This is a genomic window from Ohtaekwangia kribbensis (assembly GCF_042676245.1).
GTDB classification, from domain to species: domain Bacteria; phylum Bacteroidota; class Bacteroidia; order Cytophagales; family Cyclobacteriaceae; genus Ohtaekwangia; species Ohtaekwangia kribbensis.
This window is the reverse complement of sequence record NZ_JBHTKA010000007.1, coordinates 291067-308333: the sequence shown is the minus strand read 5'-3', so window position 1 is coordinate 308333 and position 17267 is coordinate 291067. Positions and strand designations below refer to the sequence as shown.

Below are 17267 nucleotides of genomic sequence, written 5' to 3'. Positions count from 1 at the left end.
TTCGTTAGCGGTTAATCGTTACAGTGTTGAGAATCAAACTGATAACGGGTACCGTGGTGAATGCAGAAATCCATTACACAAAGATCGCAAAGAAGACACAGAGTTACACAAAGTACCAGGCTCTCCGGATTTTGAGTAACGATTAACGGATAACAGATAACGATTAACGGCCAAAGACAAAAGATATGCTATCAACCAAATACAATCCGTCTGAAGTAGAAGGAAAATGGTACCAGTACTGGATGGAAAAGGGATTTTTTCATGCCAGGCCTAATCCTGCAAAAGAGCCGTATACTATTGTGATCCCGCCTCCCAACGTAACGGGTGTGCTTCACATGGGACACATGCTCAACAACACTATTCAGGATGTGCTGGTGCGCAAGGCACGCATGGAAGGTAAAGAAGCCTGCTGGGTGCCGGGTACGGATCACGCCTCTATTGCAACGGAAGCAAAGGTGGTAGCGATGCTGCGTGAGCGCGGTATCAAAAAGTCTGATCTTTCGCGCGAAGACTTTTTGAAGTATGCGTGGGAATGGAAAGAAAAGTATGGCGGTATAATTCTGGAGCAACTGAAGAAACTCGGTGCTTCCTGCGATTGGGACCGTACTAAATTTACCATGGACCCTGACTATTATGACGCGGTTCTCGATGTATTTATCGATCTCCACAAGAAAGGCTATATATACCGCGGACTCCGCATGGTGAACTGGGATCCGCTGGGCAAGACTGCCCTGAGTGATGATGAAGTTATACACCGCGATGTACAGTCGAAGCTATACTATATCAAGTATGCTATTGAAGGAAATGAAAGCGAGTTTGTTACCATCGCTACGGTTCGTCCGGAAACGATTATGGCAGATGCTGCTATATGCGTAAACCCGAACGATGAACGCTATAAACACCTGAAAGGTAAACGTGCTATCATTCCATTGATCAATCGTGCTATACCGATCATTGAAGATGAGTATGTAACGATGGACTTCGGTACGGGCTGTCTGAAAGTTACTCCGGCTCACGACATGAACGACTATCAGCTCGGACAGAAGCATAACCTCGAAGTAATCGATATACTCAATGAGGATGGAACGCTCAACGACAAAGCACAGATCTTTGTTGGTGATGATCGCTTCATTGCGCGTAAGAAGATTGCAAAAGAACTGGAAGCAAAAGAATATCTCGCCAAGACGGAAGACTATAGCAGCAACGTTGGTTTCTCGGAGCGTACCGATGCTGTGATAGAACCGCGCTTGTCGTTACAATGGTTTTTGAAGATGGATACCATCACAAAGCCGGCACTGGAGCACGTAATGAACGATGATATCCAACTCATTCCACCGAAGTTCAAGAATACGTATAACCACTGGATGAGCAACGTACGCGACTGGTGTATATCTCGTCAGCTGTGGTGGGGACATCGTATACCGGCCTGGTTTGATGAAGCTGGTGATTATGTTGTAGCCAAGACGGAACAGGAAGCGATTGAATTGTTCAAGCGTAAAAATCCGAATGCTAAAAATATAAAGGTTACACAGGAGACCGATGTAATGGACACCTGGTTCTCCAGCTGGTTGTGGCCGACTGCTGTGTTTGATACCACTATATTTAAAGATGGTAATAAAGGCAACGAAGACCTGAATTACTTCTACCCTACCAACGACCTGGTTACGGCTCCGGAGATTCTTTTCTTCTGGGTAGCGCGCATGATCATTGCCGGGTATGAATACCGTGGCGAGAAGCCATTCAAGAATGTATATCTCACCGGTATAGTTCGCGATAAGCAAGGACGCAAGATGTCGAAGTCACTGGGTAACTCGCCTGATCCGCTGGACCTGATTGCTAACTTCGGTGCTGATGCTGTTCGCACCGGTATGTTGTTCAGCTCTCCCGCCGGTAATGATTTACTGTATGACGAGAAGCTTGTTGAGCAGGGAAGAAATTTTGCCAATAAGATATGGAACGCTTTCCGATTAGTAAAAGGATGGACGGCTTCCGAAACGATAGTCTCAACTGAGAATGACGCTGCCATTGAATGGTTTGAATTGCGGCTTCACGAATCTCTGGTAGAATTTAATGATCATCTGAACAAGTTCAGAATTTCAGATGCATTGCATACTATATATAAGCTAGTATGGGATGACTTTTGCTCCTGGTATTTAGAGATGATAAAACCTGAATATGGTAAGCCTATCGACATAAGTACGTATAATAAGACGATCGATTTTTTTGAAATACTATTAAAATCACTCCATCCATTTATGCCATTTATCACTGAGGAATTGTGGCATGAATTGAAAGAGCGTAAATCGGATGATTGCATAATTGTAGCACCTTGGCCGAAGGTAGCTACTACGGAGACTAAGGATGATCTTCTCTCCAAAATGCCTCCTAAAATAAAATTATCTGTGTTTGAAAGTGTCAAACAAGGCATTACATTCATTAGACAGAAAAGGCAGGAACAAGGATTAAAATATTCAGACACGTTGTCGGTATCTATCGACAGTGGAAAACTCGGCGATGCAGCTATAGAGAGATTAAAGTTCTTTATTGAAAAATTATCATTCTCCAAGATAAGCACCGGTGTGAGCGGTGAGACTGGATTCTTTGGAGACATGACATGGCATGTCGAGAAGAAAAATGTCGATGCCGCAAAAGAAAGAGAAGGTATATTAAAAGACCTCGAGTATCAAAAGGGCTTCCTCGTGATGGTTGACAAGAAACTATCAAATGAAAAATTTGTCAACAGTGCGCCTCCACAAGTAATTGAAAACGAACGCAAGAAAAAAGCAGACGCTGAAGCGAAGATAAAGTCACTGGAAGAGAGCTTGTCAAGACTTTAGTTCCTGACAAGTTTCCTGTACTGATCGAACGCCAACAGAAGTTCGTCCTCCCGCGATGAACTTCGATTGTCTTTAATATACGTTTCAATTGTTATAGCATGCTCGCCAAACAAGGCGAGCATTTTCTTTTTACCACCCGGCACTTCCAATGCTTTACCATCTTTCAGGTAATAGTATTTTTCCTTCTTGAGGATCTTATCGTCTTTGCTGCCAACGTTCATTTGCACATTATAGTCAGCCTTGCGCACCACGATATCTGTTTTACTCAACAGCGGCAACGGACCATCTACCAGCACTTGAAAAAACCCACTGAATTGTGTCCCTTCTTCGTTTTTAAAGTCGCGGGCATTTATAAAATATACCGGTTCGGTGTAACTTGAATCAATCCACGAAAAACTTTTGATCTTGTTACCGGCAATCACCTTTACCTGTTGTCCGGCTTTTATATCGACCTCGTTGGTATATATATCATACCGGATGGGATACCGTTCAATGAGTTTCTCTTTATCATAAAGCATGATGGAACCTGTCTTCCATTTTGTATCGAGATACGTATCGCCAATGACTTTACCTTCGGGCAACGGTATACCGAACAGCATCTCCCCTGTTTCCAGTCCGCGAAAATCCGTAAGTTTCTCAATGGTATTACTGGCCCGAATATTAGGCGGCACCACCGTCTGGGCAGACGTTGATATTGCGATCAAACACAACACCAGCACGCTATAGCTATAGCAAACCTGCATAGAATTTAGCCTCCAACGAATTTACATTGCCTGGCATGGGAATGCAATCCCCCAGCTTACGTGTTTAGGTGTTTACGTGTGCACGTGGGTACGTTAAATACAGAACGTAAACACGTACACACGTAGCAACATAAACACGTTAAAACCTTGCTGCTAACAAAAGCTCTATATTCTTGTATTTCAGGTTGAATTTGCGGGCTACGTGTTCGTTGGTGAGTCCGCCTTTGTAGGTATATACGCCTTTCATGAACCACTTGTGTGAGAAGATCATGGCTTCTACGCCTCCTTCTTCTGCTGCACGCAGTATGGTTGGGGTAAATATATTGCTGAGCGCTGTTGTAGCGGTGTGCGCTACACGCGATGCTACGTTGGGTACACAGTAATGGATAACATCGTATTTGCGGAATACCGGTTTGCTCAGGTTGGTGATCTCGGATGTCTCTACGCAGCCGCCCTGATCGATGCTGAGGTCGATGATGAGTGAATCCGGTTTCATCTGACTTACCATTTCTTCTGTGATTACATGGCGGGCTCTTCCCTTCTCTGCACGCAACGCTCCAATTACTACATCGGCCGATTTCAATGTATGGCTTAGTGTAATGGTATCAATCGTTGAAGTATATACCTGCATGCCGAGCAGGTGTTTAATTCTGCGAAGCTTATATATATGGTTGTCGAATATCTGTACTTCAGCACCGAGCCCCAGCGCTGCGCGTGCACCGTACTCGGCTACTGTACCGGCACCTATAATTACCACTTTGGTGGGCGGCACTCCGGTTATACCACCGAGTATAATTCCTTTACCATTGTTGGCAGTGCTTAAATATTCAGAAGCAATCAGCATCACTGTGCTGCCGGCAATCTCACTCATTGCGCGGATGATCGGCATACCGCCTACTTTATCTTCTATGAATTCGTAAGCAAGTGCTGTTACTTTCTTTTTGAGTAATGCCTGCAGGCACTCTACCTTGAGGTGTCCCAGCTGTAAAGCAGATATGAGTGTCTGCCCCGAGTGCATGAGTTCGATCTCCTCCATCGTGGGTGGTTCGATCTTGAGTATAACATCGGCCTGGTATACTTCCTGTGGCGAGTATACTATTTTGGCACCGGCATCGCTGTAATCTTTATCGGTGAATTTAGATCCGAGTCCGGCTTTAGTTTCAACCCAAACATCGTGACCGTTGTTTACCAGTAATGCAACGGCATCGGGTGTAAGACTGATACGGTTCTCTTGTAACGAGATCTCTTTCGGTAATCCAAGAAAAAATGCATGTCTGCGTTTTCGTACCTCCAGCATTTGCTCCTGTGTCGCCAGACTGGTTTTGGCTAGCGCCTCAAATCCGGTTTTCTTCTTTTCCGTCATGAACAGAAATGGCTATAGTTCGTTGTGTATTATTTTCGATCGTTAAGGCAATAGCAGCATGCGCTGCCGGAATCAGAGAAGGTATTTTTTCCGGCCACTCCACCAAACAGAGATATCCGGAGTAAAAATATTCTTCCGTTCCGATATCCCATGCCTCCGCCTCATTTTTTATTCTATAAAAATCGAAGTGATAAACTTTTTCTCCGCCTTCGGTCTCGTATTCATTCACGATCGAAAAGGTAGGGCTGCTCATCACATCCGTTACTTTCAACTGGTTGCAAATGGCTTTGATGAACGTTGTTTTCCCCGCTCCCATCTCACCGTGGAATAACCACACCGGAGTTCCGGATAATGTCTTCACGATCTCCTCTGCTACTGCATCCAACGCTTCAAGGTCTACCTGCCGGTAAACCAATCCTTCTTTGATCATGACACATTTTTCGAAGTTAAGAAAATTATAGGAATGATCATCTCTTCCAGACTTATACCCCCGTGCTGAAAGGTATCATTATAGAAGTTAACGTAGTAGTTAAAGTTATTCGGGTATGCAAAAAACTGGTCTTCTGTGGCAAAAACGTAGGATGTTGAAACATTCGGCTTCGGCAAAAATAATTTTTCAGGTTTGGTAACGTGCATCACCTTATCGCCATCAAAGCCGAGATTCTTGCCTTGCTTGTAACGCAGGTTGGTGTTCACATTCCGGTCGCCTATAATTTTAAAGGCACGCTTCACGCGGATGGTGCCGTGGTCCGTGGTGATCACAACCTTCACATCTTTCTCCGATATCTTCTTGAGTATATCGAACAAAGGCGAGTGTAAAAACCACGAACGTGTTATAGAGCGATACGCAGATTCATCGGGAGCCAGCTCGCGTATCATCGCCATATCGGTGCGCGCGTGCGAGAGCATATCCACGAAGTTATATACTATAACATTCAGATCGTTCTTGAAAAGATTGTTCACGGTGTCGGCCAGGCTTCGGCCTTCTTCCATGTTCTTGATCTTGTGATAAGACATTTTGATGTTGAGATTGTTTCGTCTCAATTGCTTGGCGAGGAATTCATCTTCAAAATTATTCTTGCCCTCCTCTTCATCTTCGCCTACCCACAGGTCCGGATGCGTCTTAGCCATCTCCGAAGGAAGTTGTCCTGAAAATATAGCATTGCGCGCATACGCGGTTGTTGTAGGAAGAATGGAGTAATATGTTTCCTCTTTATCAATCGTAAAATATTCGGCAATGATCGGCTCAATCACTTTCCACTGATCAACACGCAGGTTATCTATCAATACAAAGAATATAGGTTTACCGCCAAGCTCGGGAAATACCTTACGCTTCATGAGCTGATGCGAGAGTAAAGGTTTATCTGCGTTCGGGTTGTTAAGCCACGACTCATAATTACGCGTAATGAACTTGGAAAAGTTAGCGTTCGCTTCGGTCTTCTGCATATCGAGTACATCGCCCATCTCCTGGTTATCGGGTTGATCCATCTGAAGTTCCCAATGAACAAGTTTCTTATAGATATCAGCCCACTGCTCGTGGTTCATTTCATCCATAAAGGCCATGCTGATCTTGCGAAACTCCTGCTGATAGTTCAGGTTTGTCTTCTCAATCACGAGGCGTTTGTTATCCAGTATCTTTTTTACAGAGAGTAATATCTGGCTCGGATTAAGCGGCTTGATCAGGTAATCGGCAATCTTGGAACCGATCGCTTCTTCCATGATATGTTCCTCCTCATTCTTCGTGATCATTACCACGGGAAGATTCGGCTTGTTGGTCTTTATGATACTCAGTGCTTCCAGTCCCGACATGCCCGGCATGTGCTCGTCCAGGAAAACAACGTCAAAGTGTTTTTCATCGCTCATCTCCACGGCATCCGAAGCATTGTTTACCGGTGTTATATCGTATCCGCGTTGCTCCAGGAAAAGGATGTGTGGTTTCAGTAAATCAATCTCATCGTCCGCCCACAAAATGCTATATCTTTGCATGATCTGAATATTTTTTCGGAAGTTACGGATTATACCGTTACAGGTTATCCGTTAATCGTTATTCGTTGTATGTTTTTTATAAACTAGCGGGTAATAACTAATTTTTTATACCAACGGGTAAATACTGACAACCGCGGAGTGCACGCTCATGAATAAGAAGAAGATAATTAACGATCCGGTATACGGATTTATTACTATACCCAGCGAACTTGTTTTCGATATAATCTCTCACCCCTATTTTCAACGATTGCGCCATATCAAACAGCTCGGCTTGACAGAGTTTGTTTATCCGGCGGCACATCACTCGCGCTTTCAGCATGCTTTAGGGGCTATGCACCTGATGGGCAAAGTATTGGACACCCTGCGCAGTAAAGGTGCCGATATATCTGCCGAAGAATTTGAGGCCGCCCAACTTGCGGTATTACTACATGATATAGGGCACGGCCCTTTCTCGCATGCGCTGGAGTATTCATTACTGCCGGGTGTAAAGCATGAGAGTCTCTCGTACCTCTTCATGGAAAATCTCAACGAAGCCTTTAACGGTGCACTTGATCTTACGCTGAAAATTTTCAGGAACAGCTATAGCCGTAAGTTCTTTCATCAACTGGTTTCGAGTCAGCTGGATATAGATCGTCTTGATTACCTGAAGCGGGATTGCTTCTTTACCGGTGTGCATGAAGGTAACATTGGTGTAGAGCGCATCATCGCGATGCTGCGTATACATAACGATGAACTGGTGGTAGAAGAGAAAGGTATACTTAACATCGAGAATTTTCTGAATGCGCGCAGGTTTATGTACTGGCAGGTATATCTGCACAAGGTATCGGTAAGTGCCGAACGTATGCTGGTAAATACCATTCGCAGAGCACAGACGCTGATGCATGCCGGTGAGAACCTATATGCGAGCGAAGCGCTATCTTCTTTCCTGCAACATGACTATACGCTGGCCGACTTCCAGGAAGGCGACAAGCTTCTTCGGTTATTCGGACAACTCGATGACAATGATATATGGGGAGCGATGAAATGCTGGCGTAACCACCCGGATGAAATACTCTCGCTGTTATCTGAAATGTTACTCACGCGTAATCTCTTTCAGATTCGTCTGAGCCAGGAGCCGATCGACAAAAGTGCCATCGAAAAAATACGCGAGGGTATTGCCAGCGAGTATAAAACACTGCGGGCTGAGACATCCTATTTATACTCCTACGGCACCGTTACCAACGAGGCCTATACCGAAGGACAACAGATCAATATACTGATGAAGAGTGGCGAGCTGCTGGACATCGCGCATGCATCGGATCTTCCGAACATCAAAGCCATTAGCAAAATCGTGAAAAAAAACTATCTGTGCTGGCCCAAAAATGTATCTTTGTGAGATTCGTTATTTGTTACCGGCTGAACCGTTACTTGTTTGCACAGAAAGTTTACGCATAACATTCTGACCCGGCAAAAACGGAGACTACTGACGATTAACCAATAAACCACCACGACTAAACGAGACACATGGAATTTACTATAAATCAGATAGCTGCCATGCTGGGTGGCCAGGTGCAGGGAGATGGCAATGAGAAGATAAATATGCTCGCGAAGATTCAGGATGCCAGAAAAGGACAACTGGCATTTTTATCGAATCCTAAATACGAACAGTATATCTATACTACGCAGGCGTCTGTTGTTATTGTAAAGAAAGATTTCGTGCCCCGTAAAGAGATCTCTACGAATCTTATATTGGTAGATGATCCATATATCGGCTTTACTTCTTTACTGGAGGAGTATCATAAAATGATCAACTTCCAGAAAACAGGCATTGAACAACCGAGCTATATTGGCGAAAACTCCGTAACCGGTAATAATATTTATCGCGGTGCTTTCTCCTATATCGGCAGTAAAGTAAAGATCGGTGATAATGTAAAGATACATCCACATGTGTATATAGGCGATGATGTAGTGATTGGAAGCAATTCAATTATACATGCCGGTGTAAAGATCTATTCGGGTACCCGCATCGGTAACAATTGTGTACTTCACTCGGGAGCTGTGCTGGGAAGCGATGGATTTGGTTTTGCTCCGCAGGAAGATGGCACCTATAAAACGATACCTCAACTTGGTAATGTTATTCTCGAAGACAACATTACCATTGGTGCCAATACCGTTATTGATTGTGCCACGTTGTTTGGTGACTCCACCATCATCCACCAGGGTGTTAAACTCGATAACCTGATTCAGATCGCGCACAACGTAGAGATCGGTAAGAATACGGTGATCGCTGCACAGACCGGTGTATCAGGCTCTACCAAGATTGGAGACAATTGTGTTCTTGCAGGACAGGTTGGTCTCGCAGGACATCTTATCATCGCTAACAACACAAGCTTCGGTGCTCAGGCTGGTATATCTAAATCAATCAAAGATGAAGGTATGAAAATGATAGGTTCCCCGGCCTTCGATGTTAAGGAGTATTTCAAATCATACGCTGTCTTCAAGAAATTACCAGACCTTAACGAGCGTCTTCGTGAACTCGAGAAAAAGGTCATGTCGAAGGTAGAACAGTAGAAATCAACCACTTCCATCTTGATACGTTTGCTTCTTTTCGCCGAAATCCGGTGAAGAACGGCTATTATATTCCAAAATTGGAATATCTGGATAATGGAATTAACTTTGCCCACTTTTCCAGACCATGCTTAATATTAAACAGCAAACAATTCAAAAGTCCGTGACCCTTTCAGGGGTTGGCTTGCACACAGGCGTTCAAACAAACATGACGTTTCTGCCAGCGAAGCCAAACCACGGCGTGAAATTTCAGCGCATCGATCTGCCGGGTTCACCGATCATCGATGCCGACTGTGATAATGTTACCGATGTGTCGCGCGGTACAACCATCGAACAAAGCGGTGCTAAAGTAAGCACGATAGAACATACACTCGCAGCCCTTACCGGCCTCGAAATAGATAACGTACTGATACAACTTGACGGCCCCGAGTGTCCGATCATGGATGGAAGCTCCATTCAGTTTGTAGAAGTATTGAAAGGGGCAGGTACCGAAGAACAAAACGCACTGCGCGATTTCTTCGAAGTACAGGAGCCTCTCTTCTATCGTGAAGCAGCACGCAATGTAGAGATTGCTGCGCTTCCACTGGATGATTACCGCGTAACGGTAATGATCGATTACAATTCGCCTGTACTGGGCAGTCAGCATGCTTCCATCACCGACATCCGTCAGTTTGAAAAAGAAATAGCTTCATGCAGAACGTTCTGCTTCCTGCATGAACTTGAAATGCTGTACAAGAACAACCTGATTCGCGGTGGCGATCTGAACAATGCGATTGTTATTGTTGATCGTATCGTGCAGGATGATGAACTGGATAACATTGCCAAGATGCTCGGCAAACCAAAAGTTGCGGTTAAGCAGGAAGGCATATTGAATAACATTGAGCTTCGCTACAAGAATGAACCGGCACGACACAAGTTGCTGGACATTGTTGGTGATTTGACACTGGCAGGTCGTCCGTTGAAAGCGCAGGTGCTTGCAGCAAGACCTGGTCACGCAGCCAACGTAGCATTCGCGAAGAAGCTGAAGAAGGCGATGCAGGAAGCCGACAAAAAAGGCAGACCACGGTATAATCCGAACCTGCCTCCTGTAATGGATATCAACAAGATATCTACTATCCTGAAACACCGCTACCCGTTTTTGCTCATCGACAAGATCATTTATCTGGACAATGAAACCGTGGCCGGTGTGAAGAATGTGACGATAAACGAACCATTCTTCCAGGGACACTTCCCGGGCAACCCGGTTTTCCCAGGCGTACTGGAGATCGAAGCTATGGCACAGATCGGTGGTATACTGGTATTGAATACCGTTCCTGATCCGGAAAATTACTGGACATACTTCCTGGGTATAGAAAATTTCAAATTCAGAAAAATGGTATTACCGGGCGATACGATCGTTATTCAATGCGATCTGGTAGCGCCTATTAAACGAGGTATTGCCAAGATGTACGGACGTGGCTTCGTAGGGAACACGCTTGTATGTGAGGGAACAATGACTGCCAGCATAGTCCGTAAAGATTCATGAGCCTATATCCATTAGCCAACGTACATCCCAAGGCCAAAATTGGTAACAATGTTATCATCGAGCCTTTTGCCACAGTTCACGAAGATGTTGAGATCGGTGACGGAACCTGGATTGGTCCGAACGCTGTGATCATGGACGGTGCACGCATTGGAAAAGACTGCAAGATATTTCCGGGAGCTGTTATCTCCGGTATACCGCAGGACCTGAAATTCAAAGGCGAAAAAACAACTACCGAGATTGGTGATCGCAGCACCATCCGCGAATGCGTAACCATTAACCGTGGAACGGTAGACAAGTATAAAACCGTAGTAGGTACCGATTGTCTCATCATGGCGTATGCCCACCTGGGGCACGACTGCATTGTAGGGAATCATTGTATACTCGGCAACACGGTGCAGTTGGCGGGTCACGTAGTGATTGATGACTTCGCCATCTTTGGTGGTGCCTGCGCTGTGCAGCAGTTCTCGAAGATCGGAGCGCACGCCTATATCGGTGGAGGCTCATTGGTTCGTAAAGATGTACCGCCCTATACCAAGGCAGCGCGCGAGCCTCTTTCGTATGCGGGTATCAACACCGTTGGTTTACGCAGACGTGGTTTTACTTCTGAAAAGATCAACGAGATCCAGGAAATATACCGCTTCATTTTTCTGAAGGGACTGAACAATTCCAAAGCGATAGACCTGGTTGAAAAAGAAATCGCTCCAAGCACCGAGCGTGATTATATCCTTGACTTTATACGCAACTCTGAGCGCGGTATAATGAAGGGATACGGTGGCAATGACTAAACGACAGGCGTTACAGGCTGATGTTTATACACACAAGTCTGTAACGCTGTTTTTCTTTGAGACAAGCCTATACGAGCGATGACACAATCTCCGGCAACGAACACATCTTCAATCGCCACGCAGTCGCTCACGATTCATGTTGAAAATCTGGGAAAACGTTTCAACCGCGAATGGATCTTTCGCGGACTAAACTATTCGTTCGATCCGGGAAATATATATGCTATAACAGGCGCCAACGGCTCTGGTAAATCTACGTTGCTACAAGTGCTGTGGGGACAGATGCCTCCGAGTAAAGGAACACTTCGCTATACGCATGGTGGAACGGAGATTCACCCCGAAACTATATTCAACCATATAGCAATTGCAACGCCCTATATGGACCTGATTGAAGAGTTCACACTCGAAGAGCAACTTGAGTTTCATTTTAAATTGAAGCGAAGCAGGAATCATCTCTCCATCGCAGAGATGATCGAACGCATGTATCTTACACCGGCCCGGCACAAGTATATATCCAATTTTTCTTCGGGGATGCGTCAGCGTGTTAAACTGGCACTGGCGTTTTTTACAGAGGCTGATCTCGTGTTTCTGGATGAACCCGGCACCAACCTCGACCACCAGGCGTTTGACTGGTACTTGAAAGAATTGAACGCGCTGCCCAAACATTGTACAGTAATCGTAGCCAGCAACCAACCGCAGGAATATCCCTCCACTGCTCAGAAAATCGATATCATGATGTATAAGTGAGTGGTTACTAGCGAAGAGCAGAAACGATTAAGACTTATAACGAATGAAACTCCCGGAAACGAGTTTTTGATTTTAAGAATTTTACGCTCATATTCGTAACTATAACAATTTTAACATGAAACATTTAGCAAGACTTTTATCACTCGCAGTGCTCGTTAGCGCAGCTATCCTGTTAGCAAACTGCGGAGGCGATGATGGTAATGAAAAGACGGAAGAAGAAACCCAGTTGGATAAATTGAAGGGTACCTGGACACTGACGGAATCATCTGTACAGTTTGCCGGATCAGGCGATGATCGTTTCGATGGCTCTGCCCTGAAACTTACCTTCTCTGGTAATTATAGTGCCGGTGGAACGTATAGCTATGCTGTTACATCCAGCAAACAAGTAACGGCCAGCCCTTGGCCTTCTGGCGGATCCTGGAAATTCGGTTCACCAGTTACCAGCAGCATCGTTCGCCTCGACAAACAGCTTGATGGTTCTGACGATGTTACGATCACGTATGCTTTATCAGCGGATGCTAAAACTCTTACCGTGCAGTTTACATACGCGGGTGCAGGATATGTTGTAGGCAGAACAGAATCTGTTGAAGGAGCCTGGGAATTTGTATTTACAAAGTAAGCGATTATATATAGTATAATAAGAAAGGCTCTCCGCATGGAGGGCTTTTTTTTTGCCCGCAGAACTGGCAGATTTATACAGATCAATACTGCACAGATGACCACTGAAGACAACTATATATATACTCAGTGCCTGCATCTTTCATAAACTATATGTATTTCAAATCAATTAGCTACGGGAACGTACCCAACCACCAAACAAACCTGTAGCCAGCCACTTTCCCTCGTGGCTTGAAGCTGGCAACCCGCAGCTATTTCAAAACGACAATTGTAATGCCGTCTCCGCCTCGCTCCACATGTTCATCATTCATCGAGGCTACTTCTTTATAGCGTTTCAGATGGTCGCGAACTACTTTGCGCAGCACGCCTTCTCCTTTACCGTGAAGGATCTTTAACTCACCTTGTCCTAAAAGTATAGCCGTGTCCATAAACTGATCGAGCAAGGGAATTACTTCGTCAACACGTTTGCCGCGTACATCCAGTGTGTCGCTGAAGTTGGAGCGCTTCTCGTATACATTTATACCTGATGTGCGCAGACGTGAAGCCATTTCCTTTTCGATGGCACCGGTGATCTTCTCAAGCTTATCAACCTTCGCCACCGACTTCAACTCACCAAACTGCACCGTAGCATTTTTACCTTGTATACTTAGTATAACACCGCTGCTGTCCTGCCCGATGATGCGCACGCGATCGCCTTCTTTCAATTCATCCGGTGAACGCTTCTCTTCTTTCACTACAGGCTCTACACGCTGTGTGAGGTTCTGAAGATTCTTGCGCACCTTCTGTGTCTCCAGTTTGTGCGCCTGGTTCGCCCGTATATGACGAATTGTTTTTTCAATTTCACGGTTGGTATCTTTCAACAGGTTCGAAGCTTCTTCTTTTGCCTTGTTAATGATCTCCTTCTTACGTGTCTCAATATCGGTAGAGAGTGTCTGATACTTGGCGAGTGCCTGCTTCATCTCTCCCTCCTGTCGCTCAAGCTTTTTGGTTTTCTCACTCAGCAGTTGTTTTTCTTTTTCGAGTGAACGCACCAGCTTCTCGAACCCGGCAAGATCTTTACCTACCAGCTTTTCAGCTTCCTGCAAAGTTTGTTGAGGCAGTCCTATTTTACGGGCAATCTCCAGCGCAAATGAACTTCCGGGTTTACCAATGTCGAGTATATATAGTGGCACCAGGTTCATATCGTCAAAGCGCATCGCTGCGTTGCGTATACCTTGTCGTTGACCGGCAAATAATTTCAAATTATAGTAGTGCGTGGTGGCTAAACCCCACACGTGCTTGCGCAGCAGTTCTTCCAATATAGCCTGGGCTATAGCACCACCAAAGTTCGGATCGGTACCTGACCCCAATTCATCCATCAGCACCAGCGATTTACTATTGGCGTGCTCGATGAAGGTCTTCATATTCCGCAGGTGACTGCTATAGGTACTCAAGTCATTTTCGATGGACTGCTGATCGCCAATATCCAAGAGTATATTCTGAAATATACCGACACGCGATCGCTCCGATACCGGTATCAGCAAGCCGCACTGCACCATGTATTGCAGTAGTCCAACCGTTTTGAGACAAACCGATTTACCTCCGGCATTCGGTCCGGAAACCAGTAGTAAGCGATCCTGCTGATCAAGCTCTATATTGAGCGGCACAATTTCACGTTTGCCTTTCAAACTCAGGTACAGCAACGGGTGCTTCGCATTATACCATACCATCTCCGGTTGCTTTTCAATCACCGGATGTTCGGCATTGATCTCCTGTGAGAACTTCGCTTTGGCGCGTATAAAATCGATCTGTGCCAGAAACTGAAATGCGGTGCGAAGCACCGGGAGCTGTTGTCTGAATTCGTCCGTAAGCTCTTTGAGTATACGAACTACTTCGCGTTTCTCGGAGTGTTCAAGGTCGCGTATCTCGTTGTTGGCGTCCAGCATCTCCGTTGGTTCCATAAAAACAGTTTGGCCGGTAGCGGATTCATCGAGTATAAATCCTTTCAGCTTGCGCTTGTGTTCAGCTTGTATCGGTATCACGACACGCCCTTCGCGAATAGTCGGTAGTGCTCCTTCGGGCACCCACTTCTCCTCCACGGCCGTGCGAAATATCTGGTCAGCAATTTTACGAAGGCGTGTTTGTTCTTCGCGAAGTCGCTTTCGTATACGGCCCAGGTCAGGGCTTGCCGAGTCGCGCACCTGCGCCTTGTCATCAATCTTTACAAAAACAGATTGAGCCAACGCACTGGTTACTGCTACAGGTTCAGCCAGTTTATATAGTTCCGGGTATATTTCGCGCGCCTTGTTCAGAAAAGTCTTGCACGCTATAATCGTCTCCAGCGAATACGCCAGATTCAGAAACTCATCGGCTTCAAGCCAGTTTCCTTCCAGTGTTATCTTCTGGATCCATTCGGCAGGATCAAAAAAATACCGTGACGGAAAGGGTTCGCCTTTCTCCAGTATCTGCAAAAATTCAAGACTCTGCTTCAACAGAATTCTTATAAAGTCGACCTCGGTGCTAAAACGCATACGGTCAACCCAGGCGGCTCCGGCATCCGAAAGGCAATAACCTTTCAGCTTCTGACGTATCTGCACAAAGCCTAACTTATCTTCAAACTCGTTTGGGTAAATCATTTTGGTGTCGGACGGACGGATGCTTTTTGTTCTTTAAGATTTAAAGAGTCAACAAGCGCTGTATAAATTTGTTCCAGTTCTTTGGGGTGATCCATGTAATAGTTCACGGAGTTATTAAAAACAGAATCGGGCACACCGGCCTTCTCGAAAACTTTTCCACGTATAGCGGTAAATACTTTCTTTGACGAATCGGTGGAAAGCCGCAGCCGGTTCACTTTCTCTTCGGCCAGCAATACTTCCTGTATGGTCTTAACCATTTCCTCCTTGCCGAGGATGCCTTCCGGTGGTTTCTCTTTTTTTGAACATGAAGAAAATACACCTGCCAGGATCAATACCAGCACGGAAGCAACTGTATAATATTTTAAACCTCTCAACATCTTTTAATGGCCATCCCCTGCTTTAGGTGGGGCAAAATAATCATAATTGTTCTATTTTTGGAGCTATCGCTAATGGGTTCGCGTTTATTCGTGAACCTCTTTAACGTGTAACAATAACTTTGCCACGGAGTACCGTTATTCGTTATTGGTTAATGGTTATCCGTTCCTTACAATACGGATAACCATTAACGATTAACGGATAACAATTAACTATTAACGGATACAGATTCACGATAAGGAATGAAGGACCTGTTAAAAAAACTACGGAGATACGAGATCCAGATACGCAAGGCCATCAACAGCCAGATGCAGGGAGATTTCCATTCTGTTTTTAAAGGCACAGGTCTGGAGTTCGATGATGTAAGGCCGTATCAGTATGGTGACGATGTGCGCACGATACATTGGAATGTCTCTGCGAAAGGTCACGGTACATTTGTGAAGACCTACCGGGAAGAGAAGGAACAAACGGTATTCTTTATACTCGATGTGAGTGCCTCCGAAGATATAGGGAGCCCCGGTAAAACAAAGGCCGATATTGGCAAAGAGATTTGTGGCGTGCTTACACTCTCGGCAGTAAAAGAGTCCAGCCACGTTGGACTGATCTGTTTCTCGGATATACGTGAGAAATTTATCAAGCCGATCAAAGGACACTCACAGGCGTATGAAATTATCAGCACGCTCGCGAACCTGAAACCCAAGTCGCTTAAAACGAATTTATCCAAAGCTATATCTTTTGCGCTCAATGCTATTCGCAGAAGAAGTGTTGTTATTCTGATCTCTGATTTTATTGATGAAGGGTATACCGACAATTTACGTGCGCTGGCCAAAAGGCACGATCTTGTAGTGATCCACATCAGCGACAAGCGCGAAACACGTTTGCCCAAGCTGGGTATAATTCCAGTGGTTGATAAGGAAAGTCAGCGAACACTGTGGATCAATACTTCGTTTGGAGATTTCAGACAGAAGATCAGCAAGCGGCATGATATGCGCAAAGATGAACTGCAGAAGTTCAGTCGCAAGCATGAAGTAAATTTTATCTCGCTCGATACCGATGAAGACTATGTACCGAAGTTGCTGCGATTATTTAAAGTACGGAACAAATCCATGAAGACAACATGAACGGTAGT

At 45.2% G+C, this 17267-nt stretch carries 14 protein-coding genes; 8 read left to right on the top strand and 6 right to left on the bottom strand.

Features of this window, described 5'->3' with window-relative positions:
- Positions 1-185: 185 nt before the first annotated feature.
- The gene (locus ACFQ21_RS16510) at positions 186-2837 is read left to right on the top strand and encodes a valine--tRNA ligase (protein WP_377580384.1); all 2652 of its coding nucleotides are present in this window, start codon (positions 186-188) and stop codon (positions 2835-2837) included.
- On the opposite strand, the gene ACFQ21_RS16505 is transcribed toward ACFQ21_RS16510, so the two are convergent.
- From ACFQ21_RS16505 to porX, 4 genes are all read right to left on the bottom strand, one after another.
- A complete protein-coding gene (locus ACFQ21_RS16505; protein WP_377580383.1) occupies positions 2834-3580 on the bottom strand; it encodes a hypothetical protein in 747 nt (248 codons plus the stop codon). The two genes, ACFQ21_RS16510 and ACFQ21_RS16505, sit on opposite strands and share 4 nt — an antisense overlap.
- Positions 3581-3719: 139 nt before the next feature.
- Positions 3720-4943: an alanine dehydrogenase gene (locus ACFQ21_RS16500; RefSeq protein ID WP_377580382.1), complete on the bottom strand. Its 1224-nt coding sequence runs from the start codon at positions 4941-4943 to the stop codon at positions 3720-3722.
- The gene (gene tsaE / locus ACFQ21_RS16495) at positions 4915-5373 is read right to left on the bottom strand and encodes a tRNA (adenosine(37)-N6)-threonylcarbamoyltransferase complex ATPase subunit type 1 TsaE (protein ID WP_377580381.1); all 459 of its coding nucleotides are present in this window, start codon (positions 5371-5373) and stop codon (positions 4915-4917) included. The genes ACFQ21_RS16500 and tsaE overlap by 29 nt, the downstream gene beginning before the upstream one ends.
- Complete coding sequence (porX, locus tag ACFQ21_RS16490; protein ID WP_377580380.1) at positions 5370-6929, bottom strand: T9SS response regulator signal transducer PorX; 1560 nt, start codon at positions 6927-6929, stop codon at positions 5370-5372. The genes tsaE and porX overlap by 4 nt, the downstream gene beginning before the upstream one ends.
- A gap of 148 nt (positions 6930-7077) precedes the next feature.
- Between porX and ACFQ21_RS16485 the strand changes: the two genes are divergently transcribed.
- The 6 genes from ACFQ21_RS16485 to ACFQ21_RS16460 all read left to right on the top strand — a co-directional run bounded on the left by ACFQ21_RS16485 (position 7078) and on the right by ACFQ21_RS16460 (position 13149).
- The gene (locus tag ACFQ21_RS16485) at positions 7078-8304 is read left to right on the top strand and encodes an HD domain-containing protein (protein ID WP_377580379.1); all 1227 of its coding nucleotides are present in this window, start codon (positions 7078-7080) and stop codon (positions 8302-8304) included.
- 128 nt (positions 8305-8432) lie between these two features.
- Complete coding sequence (gene lpxD / locus ACFQ21_RS16480) at positions 8433-9479, top strand: UDP-3-O-(3-hydroxymyristoyl)glucosamine N-acyltransferase (RefSeq protein WP_377580378.1); 1047 nt, start codon at positions 8433-8435, stop codon at positions 9477-9479.
- Positions 9480-9603: 124 nt separating this feature from the next.
- Entirely contained in the window at positions 9604-11001 is a 1398-nt protein-coding gene (locus ACFQ21_RS16475) for a bifunctional UDP-3-O-[3-hydroxymyristoyl] N-acetylglucosamine deacetylase/3-hydroxyacyl-ACP dehydratase (protein ID WP_377580377.1), read from the top strand.
- Positions 10998-11786: an acyl-ACP--UDP-N-acetylglucosamine O-acyltransferase gene (gene lpxA / locus ACFQ21_RS16470; RefSeq protein WP_377580376.1), complete on the top strand. Its 789-nt coding sequence runs from the start codon at positions 10998-11000 to the stop codon at positions 11784-11786. The genes ACFQ21_RS16475 and lpxA overlap by 4 nt, the downstream gene beginning before the upstream one ends.
- Before the next feature lie 78 nt (positions 11787-11864).
- On the top strand, positions 11865-12530 hold the full coding sequence (locus ACFQ21_RS16465; protein WP_377580375.1) for an ABC transporter ATP-binding protein: 666 nt from the start codon (positions 11865-11867) through the stop codon (positions 12528-12530).
- A 115-nt stretch (positions 12531-12645) separates the two neighbouring features.
- Positions 12646-13149, top strand: coding sequence for a hypothetical protein (locus ACFQ21_RS16460; RefSeq protein WP_377580374.1), 504 nt, complete (start codon positions 12646-12648; stop codon positions 13147-13149).
- 250 nt (positions 13150-13399) lie between these two features.
- Here the strand turns inward: ACFQ21_RS16460 and ACFQ21_RS16455 are convergent, their stop codons facing one another.
- Positions 13400-15763, bottom strand: a complete 2364-nt coding sequence (locus ACFQ21_RS16455; protein ID WP_377580373.1) for an endonuclease MutS2 — start codon at positions 15761-15763, stop codon at positions 13400-13402.
- Positions 15760-16140, bottom strand: coding sequence for a DUF4296 domain-containing protein (locus ACFQ21_RS16450; RefSeq protein WP_377580372.1), 381 nt, complete (start codon positions 16138-16140; stop codon positions 15760-15762). Before ACFQ21_RS16450 ends, ACFQ21_RS16455 begins: the two co-directional genes overlap by 4 nt.
- Before the next feature lie 240 nt (positions 16141-16380).
- Here ACFQ21_RS16450 and ACFQ21_RS16445 point away from each other — a divergent pair, with 240 nt between their 5' ends.
- Entirely contained in the window at positions 16381-17259 is an 879-nt protein-coding gene (locus ACFQ21_RS16445) for a DUF58 domain-containing protein (RefSeq protein ID WP_377580371.1), read from the top strand.
- Positions 17260-17267 lie beyond the last annotated feature (8 nt).

Coding starts and splice junctions, on each gene's coding strand:
- ACFQ21_RS16510 (WP_377580384.1), top strand. CDS start 186: ATGCTATCAACCAAATACAATCCGTCTGAAGTAGAAGGAAAATGGTAC.
- ACFQ21_RS16505 (WP_377580383.1), bottom strand. CDS start 3,580: ATGCAGGTTTGCTATAGCTATAGCGTGCTGGTGTTGTGTTTGATCGCA.
- ACFQ21_RS16500 (WP_377580382.1), bottom strand. CDS start 4,943: ATGACGGAAAAGAAGAAAACCGGATTTGAGGCGCTAGCCAAAACCAGT.
- tsaE (WP_377580381.1), bottom strand. CDS start 5,373: ATGATCAAAGAAGGATTGGTTTACCGGCAGGTAGACCTTGAAGCGTTG.
- porX (WP_377580380.1), bottom strand. CDS start 6,929: ATGCAAAGATATAGCATTTTGTGGGCGGACGATGAGATTGATTTACTG.
- ACFQ21_RS16485 (WP_377580379.1), top strand. CDS start 7,078: ATGAATAAGAAGAAGATAATTAACGATCCGGTATACGGATTTATTACT.
- lpxD (WP_377580378.1), top strand. CDS start 8,433: ATGGAATTTACTATAAATCAGATAGCTGCCATGCTGGGTGGCCAGGTG.
- ACFQ21_RS16475 (WP_377580377.1), top strand. CDS start 9,604: ATGCTTAATATTAAACAGCAAACAATTCAAAAGTCCGTGACCCTTTCA.
- lpxA (WP_377580376.1), top strand. CDS start 10,998: ATGAGCCTATATCCATTAGCCAACGTACATCCCAAGGCCAAAATTGGT.
- ACFQ21_RS16465 (WP_377580375.1), top strand. CDS start 11,865: ATGACACAATCTCCGGCAACGAACACATCTTCAATCGCCACGCAGTCG.
- ACFQ21_RS16460 (WP_377580374.1), top strand. CDS start 12,646: ATGAAACATTTAGCAAGACTTTTATCACTCGCAGTGCTCGTTAGCGCA.
- ACFQ21_RS16455 (WP_377580373.1), bottom strand. CDS start 15,763: ATGATTTACCCAAACGAGTTTGAAGATAAGTTAGGCTTTGTGCAGATA.
- ACFQ21_RS16450 (WP_377580372.1), bottom strand. CDS start 16,140: ATGTTGAGAGGTTTAAAATATTATACAGTTGCTTCCGTGCTGGTATTG.
- ACFQ21_RS16445 (WP_377580371.1), top strand. CDS start 16,381: ATGAAGGACCTGTTAAAAAAACTACGGAGATACGAGATCCAGATACGC.